Annotated in this window: 20 protein-coding genes; 11 read left to right on the top strand and 9 right to left on the bottom strand. The window is 58.7% G+C overall.

The features are described from left to right. Nucleotides 1-300 precede the first annotated feature (300 nt). The 5 genes from AC1D19_RS22785 to dksA form a co-directional block, all read right to left on the bottom strand. Nucleotides 301-1,740: a sigma-54-dependent transcriptional regulator gene (locus tag AC1D19_RS22785; protein WP_477759972.1), complete on the bottom strand. Its 1,440-nt coding sequence runs from the start codon at nucleotides 1,738-1,740 to the stop codon at nucleotides 301-303. Between the two features lie 22 nt (nucleotides 1,741-1,762). Continuing rightward, nucleotides 1,763-4,717, bottom strand: coding sequence for a sensor histidine kinase (locus tag AC1D19_RS22780; protein WP_477764623.1), 2,955 nt, complete (start codon nucleotides 4,715-4,717; stop codon nucleotides 1,763-1,765). Beyond that, complete coding sequence (locus AC1D19_RS22775; protein WP_003176118.1) at nucleotides 4,701-4,877, bottom strand: hypothetical protein; 177 nt, start codon at nucleotides 4,875-4,877, stop codon at nucleotides 4,701-4,703. The genes AC1D19_RS22780 and AC1D19_RS22775 overlap by 17 nt, the downstream gene beginning before the upstream one ends. Nucleotides 4,878-4,954: 77 nt before the next feature. After that, a complete protein-coding gene (gene gluQRS / locus AC1D19_RS22770; protein ID WP_477764622.1) occupies nucleotides 4,955-5,845 on the bottom strand; it encodes a tRNA glutamyl-Q(34) synthetase GluQRS in 891 nt (296 codons plus the stop codon). A gap of 77 nt (nucleotides 5,846-5,922) precedes the next feature. Continuing rightward, entirely contained in the window at nucleotides 5,923-6,363 is a 441-nt protein-coding gene (gene dksA, locus AC1D19_RS22765; RefSeq protein WP_007971100.1) for an RNA polymerase-binding protein DksA, read from the bottom strand. A 334-nt stretch (nucleotides 6,364-6,697) separates the two neighbouring features. Here dksA and AC1D19_RS22760 point away from each other — a divergent pair, with 334 nt between their 5' ends. Both AC1D19_RS22760 and sfsA read left to right on the top strand, forming a co-directional pair. Continuing rightward, nucleotides 6,698-7,870, top strand: coding sequence for a pyridoxal phosphate-dependent aminotransferase (locus AC1D19_RS22760; protein WP_477756867.1), 1,173 nt, complete (start codon nucleotides 6,698-6,700; stop codon nucleotides 7,868-7,870). Further along, entirely contained in the window at nucleotides 7,870-8,583 is a 714-nt protein-coding gene (gene sfsA, locus AC1D19_RS22755; protein ID WP_477759973.1) for a DNA/RNA nuclease SfsA, read from the top strand. The genes AC1D19_RS22760 and sfsA overlap by 1 nt, the downstream gene beginning before the upstream one ends. On the opposite strand, the gene AC1D19_RS22750 is transcribed toward sfsA, so the two are convergent. From AC1D19_RS22750 to AC1D19_RS22735, 4 genes are all read right to left on the bottom strand, one after another. Continuing rightward, nucleotides 8,580-8,897: a Rieske (2Fe-2S) protein gene (locus AC1D19_RS22750; protein WP_477757025.1), complete on the bottom strand. Its 318-nt coding sequence runs from the start codon at nucleotides 8,895-8,897 to the stop codon at nucleotides 8,580-8,582. The genes sfsA and AC1D19_RS22750 overlap by 4 nt on opposite strands. A gap of 380 nt (nucleotides 8,898-9,277) precedes the next feature. After that, entirely contained in the window at nucleotides 9,278-9,550 is a 273-nt protein-coding gene (locus tag AC1D19_RS22745) for a TfoX/Sxy family protein (protein ID WP_108216473.1), read from the bottom strand. Between the two features lie 247 nt (nucleotides 9,551-9,797). After that, on the bottom strand, nucleotides 9,798-10,142 hold the full coding sequence (locus AC1D19_RS22740; protein ID WP_477756315.1) for a pentapeptide repeat-containing protein: 345 nt from the start codon (nucleotides 10,140-10,142) through the stop codon (nucleotides 9,798-9,800). Nucleotides 10,143-10,233: 91 nt separating this feature from the next. Then, entirely contained in the window at nucleotides 10,234-11,790 is a 1,557-nt protein-coding gene (locus AC1D19_RS22735; protein WP_477764621.1) for a bifunctional aminoglycoside phosphotransferase/ATP-binding protein, read from the bottom strand. Nucleotides 11,791-11,906: 116 nt separating this feature from the next. Between AC1D19_RS22735 and mrcB the strand changes: the two genes are divergently transcribed. The 9 genes from mrcB to msrQ all read left to right on the top strand — a co-directional run bounded on the left by mrcB (nucleotide 11,907) and on the right by msrQ (nucleotide 21,769). Then, entirely contained in the window at nucleotides 11,907-14,225 is a 2,319-nt protein-coding gene (gene mrcB / locus AC1D19_RS22730) for a penicillin-binding protein 1B (RefSeq protein ID WP_477759974.1), read from the top strand. A gap of 16 nt (nucleotides 14,226-14,241) precedes the next feature. Next, nucleotides 14,242-14,979, top strand: coding sequence for a tetratricopeptide repeat protein (locus AC1D19_RS22725; RefSeq protein WP_477764620.1), 738 nt, complete (start codon nucleotides 14,242-14,244; stop codon nucleotides 14,977-14,979). Beyond that, nucleotides 14,979-15,314, top strand: a complete 336-nt coding sequence (locus tag AC1D19_RS22720) for a YqcC family protein (RefSeq protein ID WP_223454881.1) — start codon at nucleotides 14,979-14,981, stop codon at nucleotides 15,312-15,314. Before AC1D19_RS22725 ends, AC1D19_RS22720 begins: the two co-directional genes overlap by 1 nt. 483 nt (nucleotides 15,315-15,797) lie before the next feature. Continuing rightward, complete coding sequence (locus AC1D19_RS22715; protein ID WP_477759975.1) at nucleotides 15,798-17,522, top strand: acetolactate synthase 3 large subunit; 1,725 nt, start codon at nucleotides 15,798-15,800, stop codon at nucleotides 17,520-17,522. Between the two features lie 2 nt (nucleotides 17,523-17,524). Further along, on the top strand, nucleotides 17,525-18,016 hold the full coding sequence (gene ilvN / locus AC1D19_RS22710) for an acetolactate synthase small subunit (RefSeq protein ID WP_003176102.1): 492 nt from the start codon (nucleotides 17,525-17,527) through the stop codon (nucleotides 18,014-18,016). Between the two features lie 45 nt (nucleotides 18,017-18,061). Then, complete coding sequence (ilvC, locus tag AC1D19_RS22705; protein ID WP_003228216.1) at nucleotides 18,062-19,078, top strand: ketol-acid reductoisomerase; 1,017 nt, start codon at nucleotides 18,062-18,064, stop codon at nucleotides 19,076-19,078. Nucleotides 19,079-19,222: 144 nt separating this feature from the next. Then, nucleotides 19,223-20,077: a CDP-diacylglycerol--serine O-phosphatidyltransferase gene (gene pssA / locus AC1D19_RS22700; protein ID WP_007971084.1), complete on the top strand. Its 855-nt coding sequence runs from the start codon at nucleotides 19,223-19,225 to the stop codon at nucleotides 20,075-20,077. A 58-nt stretch (nucleotides 20,078-20,135) separates the two neighbouring features. Then, nucleotides 20,136-21,149, top strand: a complete 1,014-nt coding sequence (gene msrP / locus AC1D19_RS22695) for a protein-methionine-sulfoxide reductase catalytic subunit MsrP (protein ID WP_477764619.1) — start codon at nucleotides 20,136-20,138, stop codon at nucleotides 21,147-21,149. Continuing rightward, on the top strand, nucleotides 21,149-21,769 hold the full coding sequence (gene msrQ, locus AC1D19_RS22690; RefSeq protein ID WP_477764618.1) for a protein-methionine-sulfoxide reductase heme-binding subunit MsrQ: 621 nt from the start codon (nucleotides 21,149-21,151) through the stop codon (nucleotides 21,767-21,769). The genes msrP and msrQ overlap by 1 nt, the downstream gene beginning before the upstream one ends. Nucleotides 21,770-22,243: the final 474 nt, after the last annotated feature.

The following is a 22,243-nucleotide window of genomic DNA, read 5'->3' as shown; positions in this document are numbered from 1 at the left end:
AAGAATCAGTTAGCTACGCCTCTCGCCGTCTTGTTTTTATTGTGCGTGAGTCGATTCGTCTTATTTTTATTGTCTTGTGCATTGCTTGTTATTGTTCTTGTACCAAGCATATAGCAGGGTGCGTGCCAACTTTTGCGAAGCCCAATGAAACAAGGGGTTAGGCCGCTCGGCAGGCATTTCGAGGGCCAAAAAAAGCCGGGGCTTCGTTACCGTAAGCCCCGGCTTCTGTTACGTGAAAAAACTGAGGTAACAGTTTTTTCCACAAAGTCACGTGTTACCCGCACATGAGACAGGTGTGGTTCAGCTTTCGCTGGCCACCCCGGTCTTGCGCCGCGGGATGCCCAGGCGCTGACGGCGCTCCCACAGGCATTTGCGGCTGACCCCGAGTTTGCGGGCCAGCTCGGTTTCGGTCATGTGGTCCTGATGCTCGAGGACGAAATGCTGGAAGTAGTCTTCCAGGGAGAGGTCTTCGGTCGGCTCGTGGTTGCTGTTACTGGCATTGCCATTGCCCTGTTGTGGGGGCAGGCCAATGAATTCGTCGTCTTCCAGGTCGCCCAGCTCGATGTCGATGCCCAACAACTCGGCGGAAATTTCCGGGCTTTCGCACAGGATAACGGCACGCTCGACGGCGTTTTCCAGTTCGCGAACGTTGCCCGGCCAGGAGTAGTGACGAATGGCTTGCTCGGCATCCGCGGCGAACGTCAGGTCGGTGCGGTTGATTCGCGCACTTTGCCGCGCCAGGAAGGCGTTGGCGATTTCGTTGACGTCCGCACCGCGTTCGCGCAGGGCTGGCAGCTTCAGCGCGATAACGTGGAGGCGGTAATACAAGTCTTCGCGGAACTGGCCGATCTTCGCCAGGCTCTTGAGGTCGCGGTGAGTCGCGGCGATCAGGCGCACATCGACTTTCTGCGACTGCACCGAGCCAACACGACGAATTTCGCCTTCCTGCAATACGCGCAGCAGTCGTGCCTGGGCTTCCAGCGGCAGTTCACCGATTTCGTCGAGGAACAAGGTGCCGCCATCCGCCGCTTCCACCAGGCCGGCGCGTCCGGCGCTGGCGCCGGTGAATGCGCCTTTCTCGTGGCCGAACAGTTCGGATTCGATCAGGCTTTCCGGAATGGCTGCGCAGTTCACCGAAATCATCGGTGCCTTGGCGCGTTTTGAGAGGTTGTGAAGGGCGCGCGCCACCAGCTCTTTACCGGTGCCCGACTCGCCCTGGATCAGAACGTTGGAATCGGTTGGCGCGACTTTGCGGATCTTGCCATACAGGTCCTGCATCGGCGGGCACGAGCCGATAATGCCGATTTCACCGTTGCTGTTGTCGGTACCGGATTTCGCCGCACCGTTGGCGGCTTTGCCGGCAACTGCCTCACCACCGGCTTGTACCGTTTGTCGGTCACGCAGGATTCGTGCGGCGGCTTGCAGCATTTCGTCGTGGTCGAATGGCTTGGCAATGTAATCCACCGCACCCATTTTCATCGAGTCGACCGCCGAGCGCAGGCTGGCATAGCTGGTCATGATCAGCACCGGCGTGCCTTGGGCGAGCTTGATCAGCTCCGTGCCAGGCGCGCCCGGCAGACGCAGGTCACTGATGATCAGATCGAACGAGGGAATGGTGAAGCGTTCTTGTGCTTCCTGCACTGATCCGGCTTCGCTGACCTGGTACTGGTTACGTTCCAGCAGGCGGCGCAAGGCGGAGCGGATAATGGTTTCGTCTTCGACGATCAAAATGTGCGGCATTGATTCGATACTCTCGACGGTCTCAGTTCACAGCGGACGTCGCTTCGACATGACGCGGCAAGGTAACCCTGATTCGGGTGCCGCGTTGGCTTTGAACATCAGCCGGGCTGTCGATGGTGATTTGTCCATAATGCTCTTCAACGATGGAATAGACCAGTGCAAGGCCCAGACCGGTGCCTTCGCCAGGGTCCTTGGTGGTGAAGAAAGGTTCGAACAATCGGTCCATGATGCTCGACGGAATACCACTGCCTTCGTCTTCCACGATCAGATCGACCGTGTGTTCGCCAGCTTCGCTCTTGACCCGTACCGCACTGCCGGGAGGCGAGGCGTCACGGGCGTTTGAAAGCAGGTTGATCAATACCTGGGCCAGCCGTTGCGGGTCGCCTTCGACCCAGTGTTCGGGGTCGCACAGGTTGTAGAACTGCACTTCGAAATTGCGTCGGTTCAGGGCCAGCAGGCCGATGGCATCCTGAGCCACTTCGGCCAGACAGACGGGCTCGTCGCTGTGCTGATGGCTGCCGGCATGGGCAAAGCTCATCAGCGACTGGACGATGCGCGACACGCGTTTGGTCTGCTCGAGGATCTGGCCGCTGATTTCCTTCAGCTCGCCGTCTTCTTCACGTTCTTCGCGCAGGTTCTGCGCCAGGCACGCGATACCGGTGATCGGGTTGCCGATCTCATGGGCCACGCCGGCCGCCAGTCGACCGATGCTGGCCAGACGCTCGGAATGCACCAGTTTGTCCTCGAGCATCTGGGTTTCGGTCAAGTCTTCCACCAGCAACACCAGGCCACTGTTGCCCGGCGCGAGGGGTTCGTCGATCGCCGCTTTGTGCAGGTTCAACCAGCGGGTCTGGCCGTCGAGGGCCAGGTGCTGTTTGTGCAAGTGTTCGTCCGGCAGATTGATGAAGCCTTGCAGCAGTTCTTTCCATGGGTCGGCAATGGTGCTCAGGCGCGAACCGACCACGCGCTGCGCAGCGATGCCGGTGAGTTCCTCCATGGCCTTGTTCCACATGAGAATTTCCTGATCCTTGGCCAGCGAGCAAACGCCCATCGGCAATTCCTGCAAGGTCTGGCGGTGATAGCGGCGCAGGGCATCGAGTTCGGCGGCCAGGCCGGTCAGGCGCGAGTGGTAATCCTCGAGGCGACTTTCGATGAAGTGAATGTCTTCGGTGACGTAGTTTTCGCCGCCGGCCTTGTAGGGCAGGAAGGTTTCGACCATGTCCTGGGCCACACTCGGGCCCATCAGGCCGGAGAGGTTGGCCTCGATGCGGTCACGCAAGCGGCGCAGGGCATAGGGTCGGCGTTCGTCGAAAGGCAGATAGAGGTCGCGCAGTGCCTGTTCCACTTCTTTCTGCGCCGCCTTTGCACCCAGTGGCTTGGCCAGTTGCGTGGCGAACTCCTGAGGCGAGGCGGCGTGCAGTTCCCGACGCTGCGGGCGGCGCACGTTATCCACGGCGCAGGCTTCGGCAGCGCTGGCTTCTTCGGTGCTGGCGTTGGTGAACAACGAGATCAGGGTGAACATCAGCACGTTGGCCGCCAGCGAGGCAATCGCCGCCATGTGCCAGCTGGTGTCGTCCAGCACGTAGATCATGTTCAGCAGCGGAATGTAGAAGCCCTGCAGATTGCCGACCAGTGGCAACAACATGGTCACCAGCCACACAAGGATCCCCGCCAGCAAGCCGGCGATGAAGCCGCGACGGTTGGCGGTCGGCCAATACAGGACCGAGAGCACGCCCGGCAGGAACTGCAACGTGGCGACGAAAGCGACAATGCCGAGGTTGGCCAGGTCCTGCTCGGCACCGAGCATCAGGTAGAAGCCGTAGCCGGCCATGATGATCGCGACGATCAGCGCCCGGCGGGTCCACTTCAGCCAGCGGTAGATGTTGCCTTCGGCCGGTGGTTGATACAGCGGCAGCACCAGGTGGTTCAAGGCCATCCCGGACAGCGCCAGCGTGGTGACGATGATCAGGCCACTGGCGGCGGACAACCCGCCGACATACGCCAGCAACGCCAAAGACTTGCTGTTGGCGGCGATGCCGATGCCCAGGGTGAAGTATTCCGGGTTGGTGGTGGCGCCGAGCTTCAGTCCGGCCCAGAGAATCAGCGGCACCGCCAGGCTCATCAGCAGCAGGAACAGCGGCAGGCCCCAGCTCGCACTGACCAGCGAGCGCGGGTTGAGGTTTTCGGTAAAGGTCATGTGATACATGTGCGGCATCACGATCGCCGAGGCGAAGAACACCAGCAGTAGCGTACGCCACGGGCCTTCCTGCAAAGGCGTGTGCAGGGCAGCGAGCGCGGTCTGGTTTTGCAGCAACCACAACTCAAGCTGTTGCGGGCCGTCGAACACACCGTAAAGCGCATACAGCCCGACACCGCCAAGGGCGATCAGCTTGATCACCGATTCGAAGGCAATCGCGAACACCAGGCCTTCATGTTTTTCGCGGGTGGCGATGTGGCGGGAGCCGAAGAAAATCGTGAACAGCGTAATCAATGCACAGAAGCTCAGGGCCACGCGATGCTGTACCGGCTCGCGGGTGAGGATACCGATGGAGTCGGCGACCGCCTGAATCTGCAAGGCCAGCAGCGGTAATACGCCGACCAGCATGAAAATCGTGGTCAGCGCACCAGCCCAGGTGCTGCGGAAGCGGAAGGCAAACAGGTCCGCCAACGACGAAAGCTGATAAGTACGGGTGATCTTCAGGATCGGGTAGAGCAACACCGGCGCCAGCAGAAATGCTCCGGAAACCCCCAGGTAGCTGGACAAAAAGCCGTAGCCGTACTGATAGGCCAGGCCCACGGTGCCGTAAAACGCCCAGGCACTGGCGTAGACGCCCAGTGACAGGGTGTAGGTCAGCGGGTGGCGAATGATCGCCCGGGGAATCATGCCCCGTTCACTGATCCAGGCCACACCGAACAGCACCGCCAGGTACGCGGCACTGATCAGGATCATCTGGGTCAGGCTAAAGCTCATCGGCATCTTTTTGGCTCTGCAGGATGAAAGTCACGACGATCAGAATCAGCCAGAGCAGATACGGGCGATACCAGGCGCCAGTGGCGTCGATCCACCAATCCATGATGGCTGGGGAAAACAGGTAAATCCCCACTACCAAAAGCAGGACCAAGCGATAGATGTACATCCCGGCCTCTCTTTTTTATGCGCGTGCCCGAAAACGTGCGGCGATGGTAACGGATGGGCGCGCCACTGCAAGTGCGATCACAACAGCTGTGCCTCGGGCAGGCTCAGTGTGCGCGGGATCAACGAGGCATCCCAGTGGGCAATGCCCCAGTTCAGCACTTCCCGCGGCGTGGCATCAGTCAGTTCGGTTCCCGGGTTCTGTCCCAGCGCGCGCAGCGCCCGCAGCAACAGGGGCGTTGCCTGATCCTCGGTCAACGGCGGCGAGCGGTAGGACTTACCAAGTTTATTGCCATCAGGTTGAGTAATCAGCGGGATATGCAGATAACGCGGCTGCGGCAGACCGAGCAACTCTTGCAGGTAGAGCTGACGGGGCGTGGAGTCCAGCAGGTCGGCACCTCGAACGATATCGGTGATGCCCTGCCAGGCATCGTCCAGGACCACGGCCAATTGATAGGCGTAGAGGCCGTCGCGGCGGCGGATCACAAAATCGCCGACTTCCCGGCCCAGATGCTGGCGGTATTCGCCTTGCACCCGGTCGATGAAGTGGTACTCCAGCTCCGGAACACGCAGGCGAATGGCGGCATCGTCGGTGCCATGGCCGGCATTGCGGCACAGCCCCGGATAAATCCCGTGGTACGGCGCCAGCTGTTTGCGCGAGCAGGTGCAGGCGTAGGCCAGGCCGTGATTGAACAGGCGATTGAGCACCTCGGCATAGGCATCGTGCCGCTCGCTTTGGCGAACCAGGTCGCCATCCCACTCGAAGCCATAGCTTTCCAGCGCCTTGAGAATGGCCGCCTGGGCGCCGGGTTCTTCACGGGGCGGATCAAGGTCTTCCATGCGCATCAGCCAGCGTCCGCCCACTGAGCGCGCGTCAAGGTAGGAGGCCAGTGCGGCGACCAGCGAACCGAAGTGCAGATGGCCACTAGGGGTGGGAGCGAAGCGCCCGATGTAGGGGGTGTTGGCGGTCATGGATGCATTTAAAGCCAAAAAAACATCAGAAACAAAAACGGAGCGTTCGCACGCTCCGTTCTTCGTTCAAGTCGCAATTATTTGCCGACTTGCTTTTCCTTGATTTCCGCCAGGGTCTTGCAGTCGATGCACAGGTCGGCGGTAGGACGCGCTTCGAGGCGCTTGACGCCGATCTCGATGCCGCAGGATTCACACCAGCCGTACTCTTCGTCTTCGATCAACTGAAGTGTCTTGTCGATCTTCTTGATCAACTTGCGTTCGCGATCGCGGGCACGCAGTTCGAGGGCGAATTCCTCTTCCTGGCTGGCACGGTCTGCCGGATCAGGAAAGTTGGCCGCTTCGTCCTTCATGTGGTCCACGGTCTTGTCGACACCTTCCATCAGCTCTTTCTTCCACTGATTCAGGACCTTGGTGAAGTGCTTGCGCATGGGCTCGCCCATGTACTCTTCGCCGGCTTTCTGAACATAGGGCTCGAAGCCGCTGATCGCCTGGTTTTGCTGCTTTGCTTGGGTGGACATGAAATAGACCGCCTCTACTCTTGTAATCCATCTGCGCAGGATTGCTCCATCACCGGCACCTGCTCGGCCCTGCGGCTGCAAGCGGGCGAACTTACCAGATCAACTCGGGCCGCGCTACTCCCGGATGTCGAGCTCGCGGCACAGGGTGCTTGCAAATGATGACAAACCGTTGTCTGGTGGCTCTGGAACCCTGCTCAATTATTGATTTTAGTCAATCCTTGCGCGCGCGCTCGAGTCGTTTGTGATCGGGGTTACAAGGCCTCTGACCGCTTTAGGTTCTCGCTCGTTCCTGCGCTTGGGTAGAATCGGTTTTTTCTCCGTTGAAGGAAGGCCAATGGCTCAGCCCTACAGTGCCCGCAGTCGCGCAATCGAACCTTTCCATGTCATGGCGCTGTTGGCGCGGGCCAATGAATTGCAGGCGGCCGGCCACGATGTGATCCACCTGGAAATCGGCGAGCCGGACTTCACCACCGCCGAACCGATCATCCAGGCTGGCCAGGCTGCGCTGACAGCGGGGAAAACCCGTTACACCGCCGCGCGCGGCATTCCGGAGCTGCGTGAGGCCATTTCGGGCTTTTATCAGCAGCGTTATGGTTTGAACATCGACCCGCGGCGCATCCTCATCACGCCTGGCGGGTCCGGCGCGTTGCTGCTGGCCAGCGCTTTGCTGGTCGACCCCGGTAAACACTGGCTGCTGGCGGACCCGGGCTACCCGTGTAACCGGCATTTCCTGCGGCTGGTCGAAGGCGCGGCACAACTGGTACCGGTCGGTCCGGATGTGCGTTATCAATTGACGCCTGGCCTGATCGAGCGTCATTGGGACCACGACAGCGTCGGCGCATTGGTGGCATCGCCAGCCAATCCGACCGGCACGATCCTGACCCGCGACGAGCTGGCGAAGTTGTCTGTTGCGATCAAGGAGCGCCACGGTCATCTGGTGGTCGACGAGATTTATCACGGCCTGACCTACGGCACCGATGCGGCCAGCGTGCTGGAAGTCGACGACAGTGCATTCGTTCTGAACAGTTTTTCGAAGTACTTCGGGATGACCGGTTGGCGGCTCGGATGGCTGGTGGCCCCCGACGCGGCCGTCGGTGAGCTGGAAAAGCTCGCCCAGAATCTCTACATCAGTGCACCCAGCATGGCGCAGTACGCTGCACTGGCCTGTTTCGAACCGGCAACCATCAGCATTCTCGAAGAGCGTCGCGCCGAATTTGGCCGGCGTCGGGATTACCTGCTGCCGGCCTTGCGTGAATTGGGCTTCGGCATTGCGGTGGAGCCGGAAGGGGCTTTCTACTTGTACGCCGATATCAGCAAGTTCGGCGGCGATGCCTTCGCGTTCTGTAAACATTTTCTCGAAACCGAGCATGTGGCATTCACCCCGGGGCTGGATTTCGGGCGTTATCAGGCCGGGCATCATGTGCGGTTCGCCTATACGCAAAACATCGAGCGTTTGCAGGAGGCGGTCGAGCGCATTGCCCGTGGGTTGCGGAGCTGGCAAGGCTGATGCGATTTCATCCTCCCCTCGAAGAAGGCCGCCTGATTCGTCGTTACAAGCGTTTTCTCGCCGATATCGAAACCGTTGATGGCGAATTGCTGACCATTCACTGCCCGAACACTGGCTCGATGCTCAATTGTCAGGTCGAAGGCGGGCAGGTCTGGTTCAGTCGCTCAAACGACCCGAAACGCAAGTTGCCCGGCACCTGGGAGGTCGGTGAAACCCCGCAAGGGCGGCTGTTTTGCGTGAACACCGCCCGGGCCAATGGTTTGATCGAAGAGGCGCTGCGAGCGGGCGTCATCACCGAACTGAACGGTTTTACCGGGCTCAAGCGCGAAGTGGCCTATGGTCAGGAAAACAGTCGTATCGATTTCCGCCTCGATTACCCAGAAGGGTCTGCCTACGTCGAAGTCAAAAGCGTGACCCTGGGCTTCGACGGTACGGCGGTGGCAGCGTTTCCCGATGCGGTCACCCAGCGTGGCGCCAAGCATCTGCGGGAGCTGGCGCATTTGGCCAGGGACGGTATTCGCGCGGTGCAGTTGTACTGTGTTTGCCTGACCGACATCGAGGCCGTGCGCCCGGCGCAGGAAATCGATGCGGCTTATGCTCAGGCCTTGCGTGAGGCTATCGCCTGCGGGGTCGAGGTATTGGCTTACGGTGTGCGGTTGAGCCACGAAGAAATGTTGGTCGACCGGCGTCTGGACGTGTTACCGGGTGGTTAAAGGCTGATCCAGATCCCCTGTTCATCCTCGCGGCAGGCCACGCTGGTCAAGGTTTGCCCCGCGCAAGGGCCGGCGACGCATTCGCCGTCTTCGATCAGGAACAGTGCGCCATGGGTGGCGCACTGGATCAGGCTGTTGCTGGGGTCGAGAAACTGGTCGGGATGCCACTCAAGGGCAACGCCCCGGTGCGGGCAGCGATTGATGTAGACATAAACCTGCCCGCTACGGCGCACCGCAAAAAACTTTTGGCCATTGATGTCGAACCCGCGGCTGCTGTCATTGACCAGCTCGGCACCTGCGCAAAGCAACTTCATGTCTATCCTCGGTCCCGCGGCTCGTGACCGGATATGTCCGAGCTTGAGGGGTGAATGCTATCAAATGGCTGCCTCGCCCGTGGAATCCTTTGAAGGAAGCTGCGCCAGACCCTGTCAGTACTTTTCCACAGGCAAAAAAAGACCCGGCAAGAGCCGGGTCAAATAACCGTGATTAGCCTGATGAGGAGATAATCCGAGAGTCCGAACCAAGGGCTTTTCAGAATATCGACCAGTCTCGCGACTAGTTGTGATAATCATATCGATTCTCATTACCAAGTCAACCGCTGTTTTTTGATTTCTTTGCGATTTTCCGGATTTGCGTTTGCAGGCCCCGTAATCATTGGGTTTCAGGTTGCAAAGCTTCAGAAGTATTTGTCGGATCAAATCTTGTGGCGTGTAGAGATGGCTTCCAGTTGTTTGTTCAGCGCTTCCTTGCGCTCGGCAGGAATGTCGTTCCAGTGAACGTCCATCAGGGCGCCTTCAATTGCGTACAACAACACCTTGGACGCCCGAAAACCGCGCGTGCGCACGGCCCGATAAGCATCCACCGCCCCGAGGCGACGCAAGTCCGACGCGCTATGGATGCCCACGGCATGCAGCCATTGCGCTGACGTCTTGCCAAGATTCTTCAGGTGTTGCAGTTCATCATTCATCAAGCCTCCTTGCGATGGCCGAATGGAGAGCGTGGGCAATCTTCTGAGGAGTGTAGCCATCAGTAGGAAACGCGTGATTGTTTGCTCGTTTTCGACGCAAATGCTTCTAAGAAACGAGTATTGGCAGAGCGTGAAAAATCCGCGAACGCAGTAGGAAGAGGTGGGGAAGAATCAGGAATTACGGGCGAGTATCCCTCCACAGTCCAGCGCAATCAGGGGCGCTGGACGTGTCAGTCAGCGACGTTGGTCAGCGGGTGCGATAACGCAATCGCGTGCCGAAGTTCATCGACATCAGGATTTCGTCGGCGCTGAGTTCCACCGGAAAGTAGGCGCCGGAGATTTGCGCGTGGGCCAGGCTCGCGCCTTCCAGGTTCGCTTTACTGAAATCAATGCCGCGCAAGTCGGCGGAACGGAAGTAGGCGTTGCTGAAATCCACACCGTCGGCATTCAGCTCGCGCAGGTCCAGCCCCCGGAAGTCTCCACCCGCCATGTCGATGGGGCCATCCTTGGGGCGTTCACTGTTGAAGCCTCTGATGTCGTCTTTGTGCAGAAGGGCGTAAAGCGGTGTGTCGAGAAATTTCGGCTGGCTCATGTCGCATCACCTGTTGGTTTTATGACGCCAGTATAGTGCCACTATTTGGCGGCCGTGAAGCCAGCGGAGACTTCACGGCTGAAAAACTTCCTTACAGGCCCGGTAGGCGCTGACGAATTTGCGCGACAACGGTATCGAGCGTCCCGCTTTCATTAGTCTGGACGCGCTTGCTGCAGAGGATTTCTGCGGGTGTCAGCGCTTCACGGCTGGCTTGCTGGGCTGCGATAACAGCCAGGGTGGCGTCGGACGGGTCTTTCTTGTCTGCCTGGCGCACGGCCAGCCAGCTTTCGATCACGGCCTGTGGCGCATTGCAGTCGAGGATCAGGAAGGGTGTGCCCGTGGCCTCGGCCACCATTGCGGCACTGTCACGCTGATCACGCTTGAGGTAAGTGGCATCGACCACCACCGGGAAGCCCGCACGCAGGATGACGTCGGCGATTTCGTGCAGGCGGGTATAGGTCGCCGCGCTGGCGTCGGCGCTATAGATGCCGGCCTGTACATCATTCTCGACGGTTTGCTCGCCGAACAGACGCTTGCGCTCGACATCGGAGCGCAGGCGAATCGCGCCCAGGGCTTCGACCAGGCGCATGGCGACATGGCTCTTGCCGACGGCGGAAACGCCGCTGGTAATGGCCATGAAACGCGAAGGAATGGTGCTGTAGCTTTCCGCCAGGTTGGCGTAGTTGCGGTACTGGCGCAGGGTCGTGGCGCGCTGCACCGCAGTGGCTTCGGCCGGCATGCTGAACAGGGCAACCTTGGCGCGAACCAGTGCGCGGTAGGCTTTGTAGAAGTTCAGCAGTTCGAGGCCGCGATAGTCACCGGTCAGCTCCAGGTACTGGCTGATGAAGCGACGCGCCAGGCACTTCAGGCCACGATCTTCCAGGTCCATCGCCAGGAAGCCGGTGTCGGCATAAACGTCGGTAAAGCGAAACGGTTCGTTGAATTCGATGCAGTCGAAGATCACGACCTTGCCGTCGATCACGGTTGCGTTACCCAAGTGGATATCACCGTGGCATTCACGAATGAAGCCTTCGGCCTTGCGCTGGGCGAATAGCGGTTTGAGGCGTTCGAAGCTGCTTTCGGCCCAGGCTTGCAGGGCGTCGAGTTGCAGCAGGTCGGCTTTGTCGCTGAGGAACGGACGGATCTGTTCGAAGTTCTGTTGCACCGGCGCCATGACGCTGTCCGGGGTGCCGGCTTCGTGCCCGGCTGGCACTTTCGGTGCGCTGAGGTGGAAGCGGGCGATTTGCCCGGCCATCTCGTCGATGTGCGCGGTGGTCAGTTCGCCATTGGCTTGAAGGGTGCTGAGCAAGCCGGTTTGCGGGAACTGGCGCATCTTCAGTACATATTCGATGGCCGGGCCTTCACCACCCAGTTGCGGAGCCTCGGCACTGCCGGTGACGGGCAGCACTTCGAGGTACAAATCGTCGGTGAGGCGCTGGTTCAGACGCAGTTCTTCAGTGCAAAAGTGTTCGCGAGCCTCAAGGCTGGTGAAGTCGAGAAAGCCGAAATTGACCGGCTTCTTCACTTTATAGGCATAGGGGCCGGTGAGCAGTACCCAGGAAATATGGGTCTCGATGACCTGGAATCCCTCTACAGGATGCGGGTAGAGGGCAGGGTTTTGCAGGGCAGCGATCAGGGACTGGCTCACAGGCGATCCTTCAGAGACTGGGAAATTCAAGGCCGTCATTATGGCCGCAAGTCCGCTCGACGCAAACCTCGGAGCGCTCCTGTTGAGGATGAATAAAGTGCGTATAATCCGCCGCCATGACTCGTACTCGAACTCCCCGAACCCCAAAAAAACCACCCTCCAGAGGCCTGCGCCCGTGGCTGGGCTGGGCCATTAAACTCAGTCTGGTCGCCCTGGTAGTGCTGGCCGGATTCGCCGTTTACCTTGATGCAATCGTCCAGGAGAAGTTCTCCGGCAAGCGCTGGACCATCCCGGCCAAGGTTTACGCGCGCCCGCTCGAGCTGTTCGTCGGACAAAAGCTGAGCAGGGATGATTTTCTGACTGAACTCGATGCCCTGGGCTATCGCCGTGAAAGCGTGGCCAATGGTCCGGGGGCGGCGTCGGTCAACGGCAATACCGTCGATCTGAATACCCGTGGCTTCCAGTTCTATGAAGGCATGGAACAAGCGCAACCGGTGCGGGTGCGTTTCTCCGGCGATTACGTGGCCGAGTTGGCGGGGGCAAAAGGCTCGAAACTGTCGGTGGTGCGCCTGGAGCCGCTGCTGATCGGCGGCCTGTACCCGAAAAACCTCGAAGACCGGATTCTGATCAAGATCGATCAGGTGCCGCCGTATTTGCTTGAAACGCTGGTGGCGGTCGAGGACCGCGATTTTTATCATCACTTTGGTGTTTCGCCGAAGTCGATCGCCCGTGCAGTCTGGGTCAACGGTTCGTCCGGCCGCATGCGTCAGGGCGGCAGTACCCTGACTCAGCAGTTGGTCAAAAACTTCTACCTGACCAACGAGCGCAGCCTGAACCGCAAACTCACCGAAGCGATGATGGCGCTGCTGCTTGAACTGCATTACGACAAGCGCGAAATCCTTGAGGCTTACCTCAACGAAGTGTTTATCGGGCAGGACGGTCAGCGCGCGGTGCATGGTTTCGGTCTCGCCAGCCAGTTCTTCTTCAGTCAGCCGCTGGCCGAGCTCAAGTTGCATCAGGTCGCACTGCTGGTGGGCATGGTCAAGGGACCTTCTGCCTATAACCCCCGTCGTTATCCGGAGCGTGCCCTTGAGCGGCGCAACCTGGTACTCGATGTGCTGCAGGAGCAGGGCGTTGCGACTGCCGAGCAGGTTGAGGCGGCGAAGAAAATGCCGCTGGGCGTGACTAAGCGCGGCAGTCTGGCGGACAGCTCGTTCCCCGGCTTCCTCGATCTGGTCAAGCGTCAGTTGCGCGAAGACTATCGCGACGAAGACTTGACCGAAGAAGGTCTGCGGATCTTCACCAGTTTCGACCCGATCCTGCAGATGAAGGCTGAAGCCTCGGTCAACGACACCTTCAAGCGTCTGGCGGGGCGCAAGGGTTCCGATGACGTCGAAGCGGCAATGGTCGTGACCAACCCGGAGACGGGTGAAGTGCAGGCCATGATCGGCAGTCGCCAGGCCAGTTTTGCCGGGTTCAACCGGGCGCTGGATGCGGTACGGCCGATCGGCTCGCTGATCAAGCCGGCGGTTTATCTGACTGCACTGGAGAAACCAAGCCAGTACACATTGACCAGTTGGCTGTCGGACGAATCCTTCTCGGTCAAAGGCGCGGATGGTCAGGTCTGGAAACCGCAGAACTATGATCGTCGTTCTCACGGTACGGTCTTCCTCTATCAAGGCCTGGCGCACTCCTACAACCTGTCGACCGCGCGTCTTGGTTTGGCGGTCGGTGTGCCGAACGTATTGAAGACGGTGGAGCGCCTGGGGGTGTCTCGTGAGTTCCCGGCCTTCCCGTCGATGTTGCTCGGCGCTGGCGGCATGACGCCGATCGAAGTGGCGACCATGTACCAGACCCTCGCCAACGGCGGCTTCAATACGCCGATGCGCGGGATCCGAAGCGTGCTGACTGCCGAGGGCGAGCCGCTCAAGCGTTATCCGTTCCAGATTCAGCAGCGTTTCGATCCTGCCTCCATTTACCTGATCCAGAGCGCCATGCAGCGGGTGATGCGTGAAGGTACCGGCAGTTCGGTCTATAACGTGCTGCCAAGGACCCTGACCCTGGCGGGTAAGACCGGTACCAGTAACGACTCGCGGGACAGTTGGTTTGCCGGTTTCAGCCAGGACTTGCTGGCGGTGGTCTGGCTGGGTCGCGACGACAACGGCAAGACGCCATTCACCGGCGCCACCGGGGCTCTGCAGGTCTGGACCAGCTTCATGCGCAAGGCCGACCCGTTGCCGCTGGATATGCCGCAGCCGGACAATATTGTTCAGGCCTGGGTTGATTCGCGAACCGGGCAAGGTTCTGACGCCGGTTGCCCAGGTGCCGTACAGATGCCGTATATTCGCGGCAGCGAACCGCCTCCCGGCGCCGCTTGCGGTGGTGAAAACCCTGCCGAGTCGGTAATGGATTGGGTCAAGGGCTGGATGAATTAAGCAAAGAGGGTTTCAAGTGAACAAGTGGTTGATTCCAGCGGTTGCCGCCGTAGCTTTGCTCAGCGGTTGTTCTAGCGTACAACGTGGCTCGATTCCGGTTGTGGATTCCGGCACCGTCGTGTCCAACAGTGAGCGGATCTCGGCCAATGGCGGCTTCCGCCAGACGACCGTCAAGCGCCCTGTACAAGGCCAGTCGCAGACCCAGGCGATTGCGCAAGGCGACAGCGGTGTAGTGGTGATGGTGCCAGGCGCGGCAACGACTTCGACGCCGATCAGCACCACACCGATTACCCCGGGTCCGATCACGCCGGGGCCAATTGACACGTCGCCGGTCCAGTCGGCGCCGATCAATCAGGGCAGCTACAGCATGCCGTCGTCGCCAAGCGGGATTCCGTCGGCCAGTTCGGGCGGGCTTTCTGCAGACGAGCAACTGGACGGCCCGGTATTGGCTTTGCTGACCACTGCTCAACAGCAGCAGGCGAGCGGTGATCTCAACGGTGCTTCCTCCAGCCTCGAACGCGCCCAACGCGTTGCACCGCGAGAGCCGCAGGTGCTTTACCGTCTGGCGCAGGTGCGCATGGCTCAGGGCGATGCGGCCCAGGCCGAGCAGTTCGCTCGCCGTGGGCTGACCTTTGCCAATGGTCGTCCAGCCCTTCAGGCCAACTTGTGGGAGCTGATTGCCCAGGCGCGTGAAAAGCAGAGTGATTCCCAGGGCGCGGCACTGGCTCGTCAAAAGGCCAAGGTAACGCTGTGATGGACGCGCGCTTTCTGAAAATCGCCGATCAACTGTTGTTGATCGAGCGCGAGTTGCGGGTGCAAGGGTGGTGGGATGAAGTCTCGCCCTCTGCTGAAGCGCTTGCCAGTGTCGAGCCGTTTTCGGTCGATACACTGGATTTCGAGCAATGGCTGCAGTGGATCTTCCTGCCGCGCATGAAGATGATCCTTGAGCAGGATTTGCCGCTACCCAATGCTTCGGGCATTCAGGAAATGGCTGAAATGGTCTTTGCCGGACGCAATGTCCAGGGCAAGGATCGGCAGTTGCAGGTATTGCTCAAACAGTTTGATCAGTTGATCACAGCGTCTCGCTGAGCCAGAAGCTGCCAGCGTCCGCTGGCAGTTGTTCACAATCTCTCTCTGTTTTGTCGCCTGCTGCTAGTTAAGTGCATTCGCCTGCCAATTTTTTGCCAAAAGTTGCGCAATCGAAGCTAACACACGGCTGATTTACGGGTTTTTTCTTGCGTTCTCATGTGCTTAGTAGAATAAAGCACGTAGACGACTTGACTTGCGAAGGACGAAACAGAAGAATCCAAAGTCCGCTGTACAGGGACTGCCAGAAGCAGACCCTCTCAGCAGATCATGAGGCGCATATCCGCGTCGACCTGTTACACCCGCAACGCGTTACCTCGCGCTGGGTGGGAAAGGCCCGCAACACTTGGGACGATCCCAATACTTGCTCAGTCAGTGCTGACGTAGTCGGCGACCACCGTCGCTCATGCTCTGCCGAGAAGTAAACCTATTAAGACCCGTCCCATTTTTCGTGGGCGGTATTCTGGCGTTTTAGAGGTGAGCAACGTGGAGCTTTTATCTGGCGGTGAGATGCTCGTCCGCTTTTTGCGCGACGAAGGCGTCAAATATATCTACGGGTACCCGGGTGGTGCTCTTCTTCATGTTTACGATGCCCTGTTCAAAGAACCGGAAGTGACCCACATCCTGGTTCGTCACGAGCAAGCGGCTACCCATATGGCTGACGGCTACGCCCGTGCCACCGGTAAAGCCGGTGTGGTACTGGTGACTTCCGGTCCTGGCGCAACAAACGCCATCACCGGTATCGCCACCGCCTACATGGACTCCATTCCGATGGTGATCATTTCCGGCCAGGTGCCTAGCACCATGGTCGGCACCGATGCGTTCCAGGAAACCGACATGATCGGTATCTCCCGGCCGATCGTGAAGCACAGCTTCATGATCAAGCACGCGTCGGAAATCCCGGAAGTCATGAAGAAGGCGTTCTACCTGGCGCAATCCGGTCGTCCTGGCCCGGTCGTTGTCGATATCCCGAAAGACATGACCAACCCGGCCGAGAAGTTCGAATACGTCTTCCCGAAAAAAGCCAAGCTGCGTTCCTACAGCCCGGCTGTTCGCGGTCACTCCGGTCAAATCCGCAAGGCGGCAGAAATGCTCCTGGCGGCCAAGCGCCCTGTGTTGTACTCGGGCGGCGGCGTGATCCTCGGCGGTGGTTCCGCACCACTGACCGAACTGGCGAAGATGCTCAACCTGCCAGTGACCAATACCCTGATGGGCCTTGGTGGCTTCCCTGGCACCGACCGTCAGTTCATCGGCATGCTCGGCATGCACGGCAGCTACACCGCCAACCTGGCGATGCACCATGCTGACGTGATCCTCGCTGTCGGCGCGCGTTTCGACGACCGTGTCATCAACGGTGCCTCGAAGTTCTGCCCGAATGCCAAGATCATTCACATCGACATCGACCCGGCTTCGATCTCCAAGACTATCAAGGCCGATGTGCCTATCGTGGGTCCGGTCGAGAGTGTCCTGACCGAAATGGTCGCGATCCTCAAGGAAATCGGCGAGACCCCGAACAAGGAGTCCGTTGCCAGCTGGTGGAAGCAGGTTGACGAGTGGCGTGGTGATCGCGGCCTGTTCCCTTATGACAAGGGCGACGGCAGCGTCATCAAGCCGCAAACCGTGATCGAAACCCTGTGCGAAGTGACCAAGGGCGACGCCTTTGTGACCTCCGACGTGGGCCAGCACCAGATGTTTGCTGCGCAGTACTACAAGTTCAACAAACCGAACCGCTGGATCAACTCCGGTGGCCTGGGCACCATGGGCTTCGGTTTTCCGGCGGCCATGGGCATTCAGTTGAGCTACCCGGATGCCGACGTTGCCTGTGTAACGGGCGAAGGCAGTATCCAGATGAACATCCAGGAACTGTCCACCTGTCTGCAATACGGTTTGCCGGTAAAAATCGTCATTCTGAACAACGGCGTTCTGGGTATGGTTCGTCAGTGGCAGGACATGAGCTATGGCAGCCGTCACTCGCACTCCTACATGGAGTCGTTGCCTGACTTCGTCAAGCTGGCAGAAGCCTATGGTCACGTTGGCGTGCGCATCACTGAATCGAAAGATTTGAAGTCGAAGATGGAAGAAGCGTTCGCCATGAAAGATCGCCTGGTGGTGATCGATATTTCGGTCGATACCAGTGAGCACGTCTACCCGATGCAGATCAAAGACGGCTCCATGCGCGATATGTGGCTGAGCAAGACGGAGCGTACCTAATCATGCGGCACATTATTTCCTTGCTTCTGGAAAACGAACCCGGTGCTCTGTCTCGTGTGGTTGGCCTGTTCTCGCAGCGCAACTACAACATCGAAAGCCTGACCGTGGCCCCGACCGAAGACCCGACCCTGTCGCGTCTGACGCTGACCACGGTTGGTCACGATGAAGTCATCGAGCAGATCACCAAGAACCTGAACAAGCTGATCGAAGTGGTAAAACTGGTCGACCTGTCGGAGAGTGCTCACATCGAGCGCGAACTGATGCTGGTCAAGGTCAAGGCCACCGGCGCCCAGCGTGCCGAGATCAAGCGCACTACCGATATTTACCGTGGGCAGATCGTCGATGTCAGCGCCAGCGTGTATACCGTTCAACTGACCGGTACCAGCGACAAGCTCGACAGCTTCATTCAGTCCATTGGCACCGCCTCGATTCTGGAAACCGTCCGTAGTGGCGTGACCGGCATTGCCCGCGGCGACAAAGTACTCAGCATCTAAACCAAATTAGCGAACGGCCTGAACGGCCTGATATAGGGGAAATTCATGAAAGTTTTCTACGATAAAGACTGCGACCTGTCGATCATCCAGGGCAAGAAAGTTGCCATCATCGGTTACGGTTCCCAGGGCCACGCTCAAGCGTGCAACCTGAAAGACTCCGGCGTTGACGTGACTGTCGGCCTGCGCAAAGGTTCGGCTACCGTTGCCAAGGCTGAAGCCCACGGCCTGAAAGTGACCGACGTTGCTTCTGCCGTTGCAGCTGCCGACCTGGTCATGATCCTGACCCCGGACGAATTCCAGTCCTCCCTGTACAAGAACGAAATCGAGCCGAACATCAAGAAAGGCGCCACCCTGGCCTTCTCCCACGGCTTCGCGATCCACTACAACCAGGTTGTGCCGCGCGCTGACCTCGACGTGATCATGATCGCGCCGAAGGCTCCAGGCCATACCGTACGTTCCGAGTTCGTGAAGGGCGGCGGTATCCCTGACCTGATCGCTATCTACCAGGACGCCTCGGGCAACGCCAAGAACGTCGCTCTGTCCTACGCTGCCGGCGTTGGCGGCGGTCGTACCGGCATCATCGAAACCACCTTCAAGGACGAGACCGAAACCGACCTGTTCGGCGAACAAGCCGTTCTGTGCGGCGGTACCGTTGAGCTGGTCAAGGCCGGTTTCGAAACTCTGGTTGAAGCTGGCTACGCGCCGGAAATGGCCTACTTCGAGTGCCTGCACGAACTGAAGCTGATCGTTGACCTCATGTACGAAGGCGGTATCGCCAACATGAACTACTCGATCTCCAACAACGCCGAATACGGCGAGTACGTGACCGGTCCGGAAGTGATCAACGCCGAATCCCGTCAGGCCATGCGCAACGCCCTGAAACGTATTCAGGACGGCGAATACGCCAAGATGTTCATCAGCGAAGGCGCTACCGGCTATCCTTCGATGACCGCCAAGCGTCGTAACAACGCCGCTCACGGTATCGAAATCATCGGCGAGCAACTGCGCTCCATGATGCCGTGGATCGGTGCCAACAAGATCGTCGACAAAGCTAAAAACTAAGTCACGCCCTTGTACGAAAAACGCGGCTTAGGCCGCGTTTTTTCGTTTGGGGGGCCGGTTCTGGTATAAAGCTGCATCGTTTGCGGCCGAACCGTCGTCCCAGACACCTGTCCAGACTTTCCACCCCGTTGCAAGGTAATGTCCATGAGCGAACGCCCCGAAGAGCCAAACCAGGCTTCTGACGCCGAAAGCCTGCTGCCCATCGATGAACATGTCGAGGAAGGGCATGACGCTGAAGGTCGTAAAGTCCGGCATCGTGGTATCTATCTTCTGCCGAATCTGTTCACCACTGCGAACCTGTTCGCAGGGTTCTATTCCATCATCAACTCGATGAGCGCCCAGGCGGCTTTGAGTGCCGGTGACTCGGCCAATGCGAGCAAGTATTTTGCGTTTGCAGCCATCGCGATCTTCGTTGCCATGGTGCTCGACGGTCTTGATGGTCGCGTGGCCCGCATGACCAATACCCAGAGCGCCTTTGGTGCCGAGTACGACTCGCTGTCGGACATGGTTGCCTTTGGTGTGGCGCCGGCATTGCTGGCCTTCGGTTGGGCCTTGGGTGACATGGGCAAGGTTGGCTGGATGGTCGCCTTCATCTATGTGGCGGGCGCGGCATTGCGTCTCGCGCGTTTCAACACTCAAGTCGGTACGGCGGACAAGCGCTACTTCATCGGCCTGGCCAGCCCTGCTGCGGCGGGTGTGGTTGCAGGCATCGTCTGGGCGTTCAGCGATTACGGTATCCAGGGGTCGAAGATGTCCTTCCTGGTTGCGCTGATGGTTGCTGCGGCCGGCATGCTGATGGTCAGCAACATCAAGTACAACAGCTTCAAGGAACTGGATTTGAAAGGCCGTGTGCCGTTCGTGGCGATCCTCGCGGTAGTGCTGGTGTTCGCGGTTGTTTTCAGTGATCCGCCGCGCATCCTGCTGTTGGTGTTTCTCGCCTATGCAGCCTCCGGCCCGGTTCAATACCTGTTACGTCTTCGCCGTAACAAGAGCGCGTAATTTCCCTCATACTCCGCAGTCTATGGGTGCATCTGTCCTCCAAAGCTGCGGAGTAACCATGCTGATCAAAGTCCCCAGAACGTCCGACTGCCATGAGTCGGACGTCACGCCTGAATCCCTCTATCTATCTCGACGCAAAGTGCTCGGCGCCACGGTTGCCGGCTTCGCTCTGGGCGGCCTGCCGCAATGGGCCAGCGCTGGCGATGCTGCGCGTTATCCGGATGTCGAGCCCGGCAAGGCGCCTGCCTGGTTCAGCGAAAAACTTCCGACCACCCGGTGGGGCGCGGTCAGCGTCAAGGATGAGGCGATCACACCGTTCAAGGATGCGACCCACTACAACAACTTCTACGAGCTCGGCACCGACAAAGGTGATCCGGCTGCCAATGCCGGCACGCTGAAGGCGGAGCCGTGGTCGGTGGTGGTGGACGGGGAGGTGGGCAAGCCTGGGCGGTATGCGCTGGAGGACTTCATGAAACCGTATCAGCTGGAGGAGCGAGTCTACCGGCTGCGTTGCGTGGAAGCCTGGTCGATGGTCATTCCCTGGATCGGTTTTCCGCTCTCGGCCTTGCTCAAGGAGGTCGAGCCGACCTCGAAAGCCAGATTCATCCGCTTCGAAACCCTGCAGGATCCCAAAAGCATGCCGGGTCAACGCTCCGGTTTTGCCTTGATCGACTGGCCCTATATAGAAGGGCTGCGTCTGGATGAGGCGATGAACCCATTGGCGATTCTTGCGGTGGGTATGTATGGGCGTGAGTTGCCGAATCAAAACGGCGCGCCGTTGCGGTTGGTGGTGCCTTGGAAATATGGCTTCAAGAGCATCAAGTCCATCGTGCGCATCAGTCTGGTCAGCGAGCAGCCGAAAACCACCTGGCAGAGCATTGCTGCGAATGAATATGGCTTTTATGCGAACGTGAATCCCACGGTTGATCATCCTCGCTGGACTCAGGCGCGTGAACGCCGCCTGCCCAGTGGTTTGTTCAAGCCCAATGTGCGCGACACACAAATGTTCAACGGCTACTCAGAGGAAGTCGCCTCTCTATATACGGGGCTCGACCTGAGGAAGAACTACTGATGCGCTATCCGTTTTGGCGTGTCGGTGTCTTTGTCGTGGTGCTGGTGTGGCCGCTGCTGTGGTTGTACCAGGCCTGGGAGGATGTCCTCGGGCCGGATCCGGGCAAGGTACTGGTTGATCGACTGGGTTTGGGGGCGCTTGTTCTGCTGCTTGTAACCTTAAGCATGATGCCTTTGCAGAAGCTCACCGGTTGGGCGGGGTGGAATGCCGTGCGGCGACAGTTGGGATTGTGGTGCTTTGCCTATGTGCTGCTCCACCTCAGTAGTTATTGCGCATTCATACTTGGTTTTGACTGGTCGCAGCTGGGTGTCGAGTTGCGCAAGCGGCCTTACATTATTGTCGGTGCGCTGGGCTTTCTTGGTTTGCTGGCATTGGCGGTGACTTCCAATCGATACAGTCAGCGGCGATTGGGTGTTCACTGGAAGAAGTTGCATCGCCTGGCTTATGTAATTCTCGGGCTTGGATTACTGCATATGCTCTGGATTGTGCGTGCCGACCTGAAGGAGTGGGTGATCTATGCATCTATAGGTGCATTGCTGTTAGTGCTGCGGCTACCGCCTTTGGCTCGTCGAATCCCGCGTTTAGTGGCTAAAAAGGGCTCTTCTGCCAAAAAGGCGTAAATAGTGGTTGACGGCAGATTACAGGTGTCTATAATTCGCCCCACTTCCGGCGCAGTCGAAACGGAAAACTCCTTGGTAAACAATGAGTTATGCAGTTTTCGGCAGCAGGTTGCTTCAGGTCATCGAAGCCAAAAGGGAGTTGAAAAAGAGGTGTTGACAGCAGCGTGTAACGCTGTAGAATTCGCCTCCCGCTGACGAGAGATCTGAAGCGCAAGTGGTTGAAGTTGAAAAGGAAACTTTGAAAACTTCTGAAAAATACCACTTGACAGCAAATGAGGCTGCTGTAGAATGCGCGCCTCGGTTGAGACGAAAGATCTTAACCAACCGCTCTTTAACAACTGAATCAAGCAATTCGTGTGGGTGCTTGTGGAGTCAGACTGCTAGTCAACAGATTATCAGCATCACAAGTTACTCCGCGAGAAATCAAAGATGTAACCAACGATTGCTGAGCCAAGTTTAGGGTTTTCTCAAAAC

It is taken from the genome of Pseudomonas sp. P1_C12 (assembly GCF_056406435.1).
Note: the sequence above shows the minus strand (reverse complement) of the source record. Positions and strands in the feature narration are given on the sequence as shown.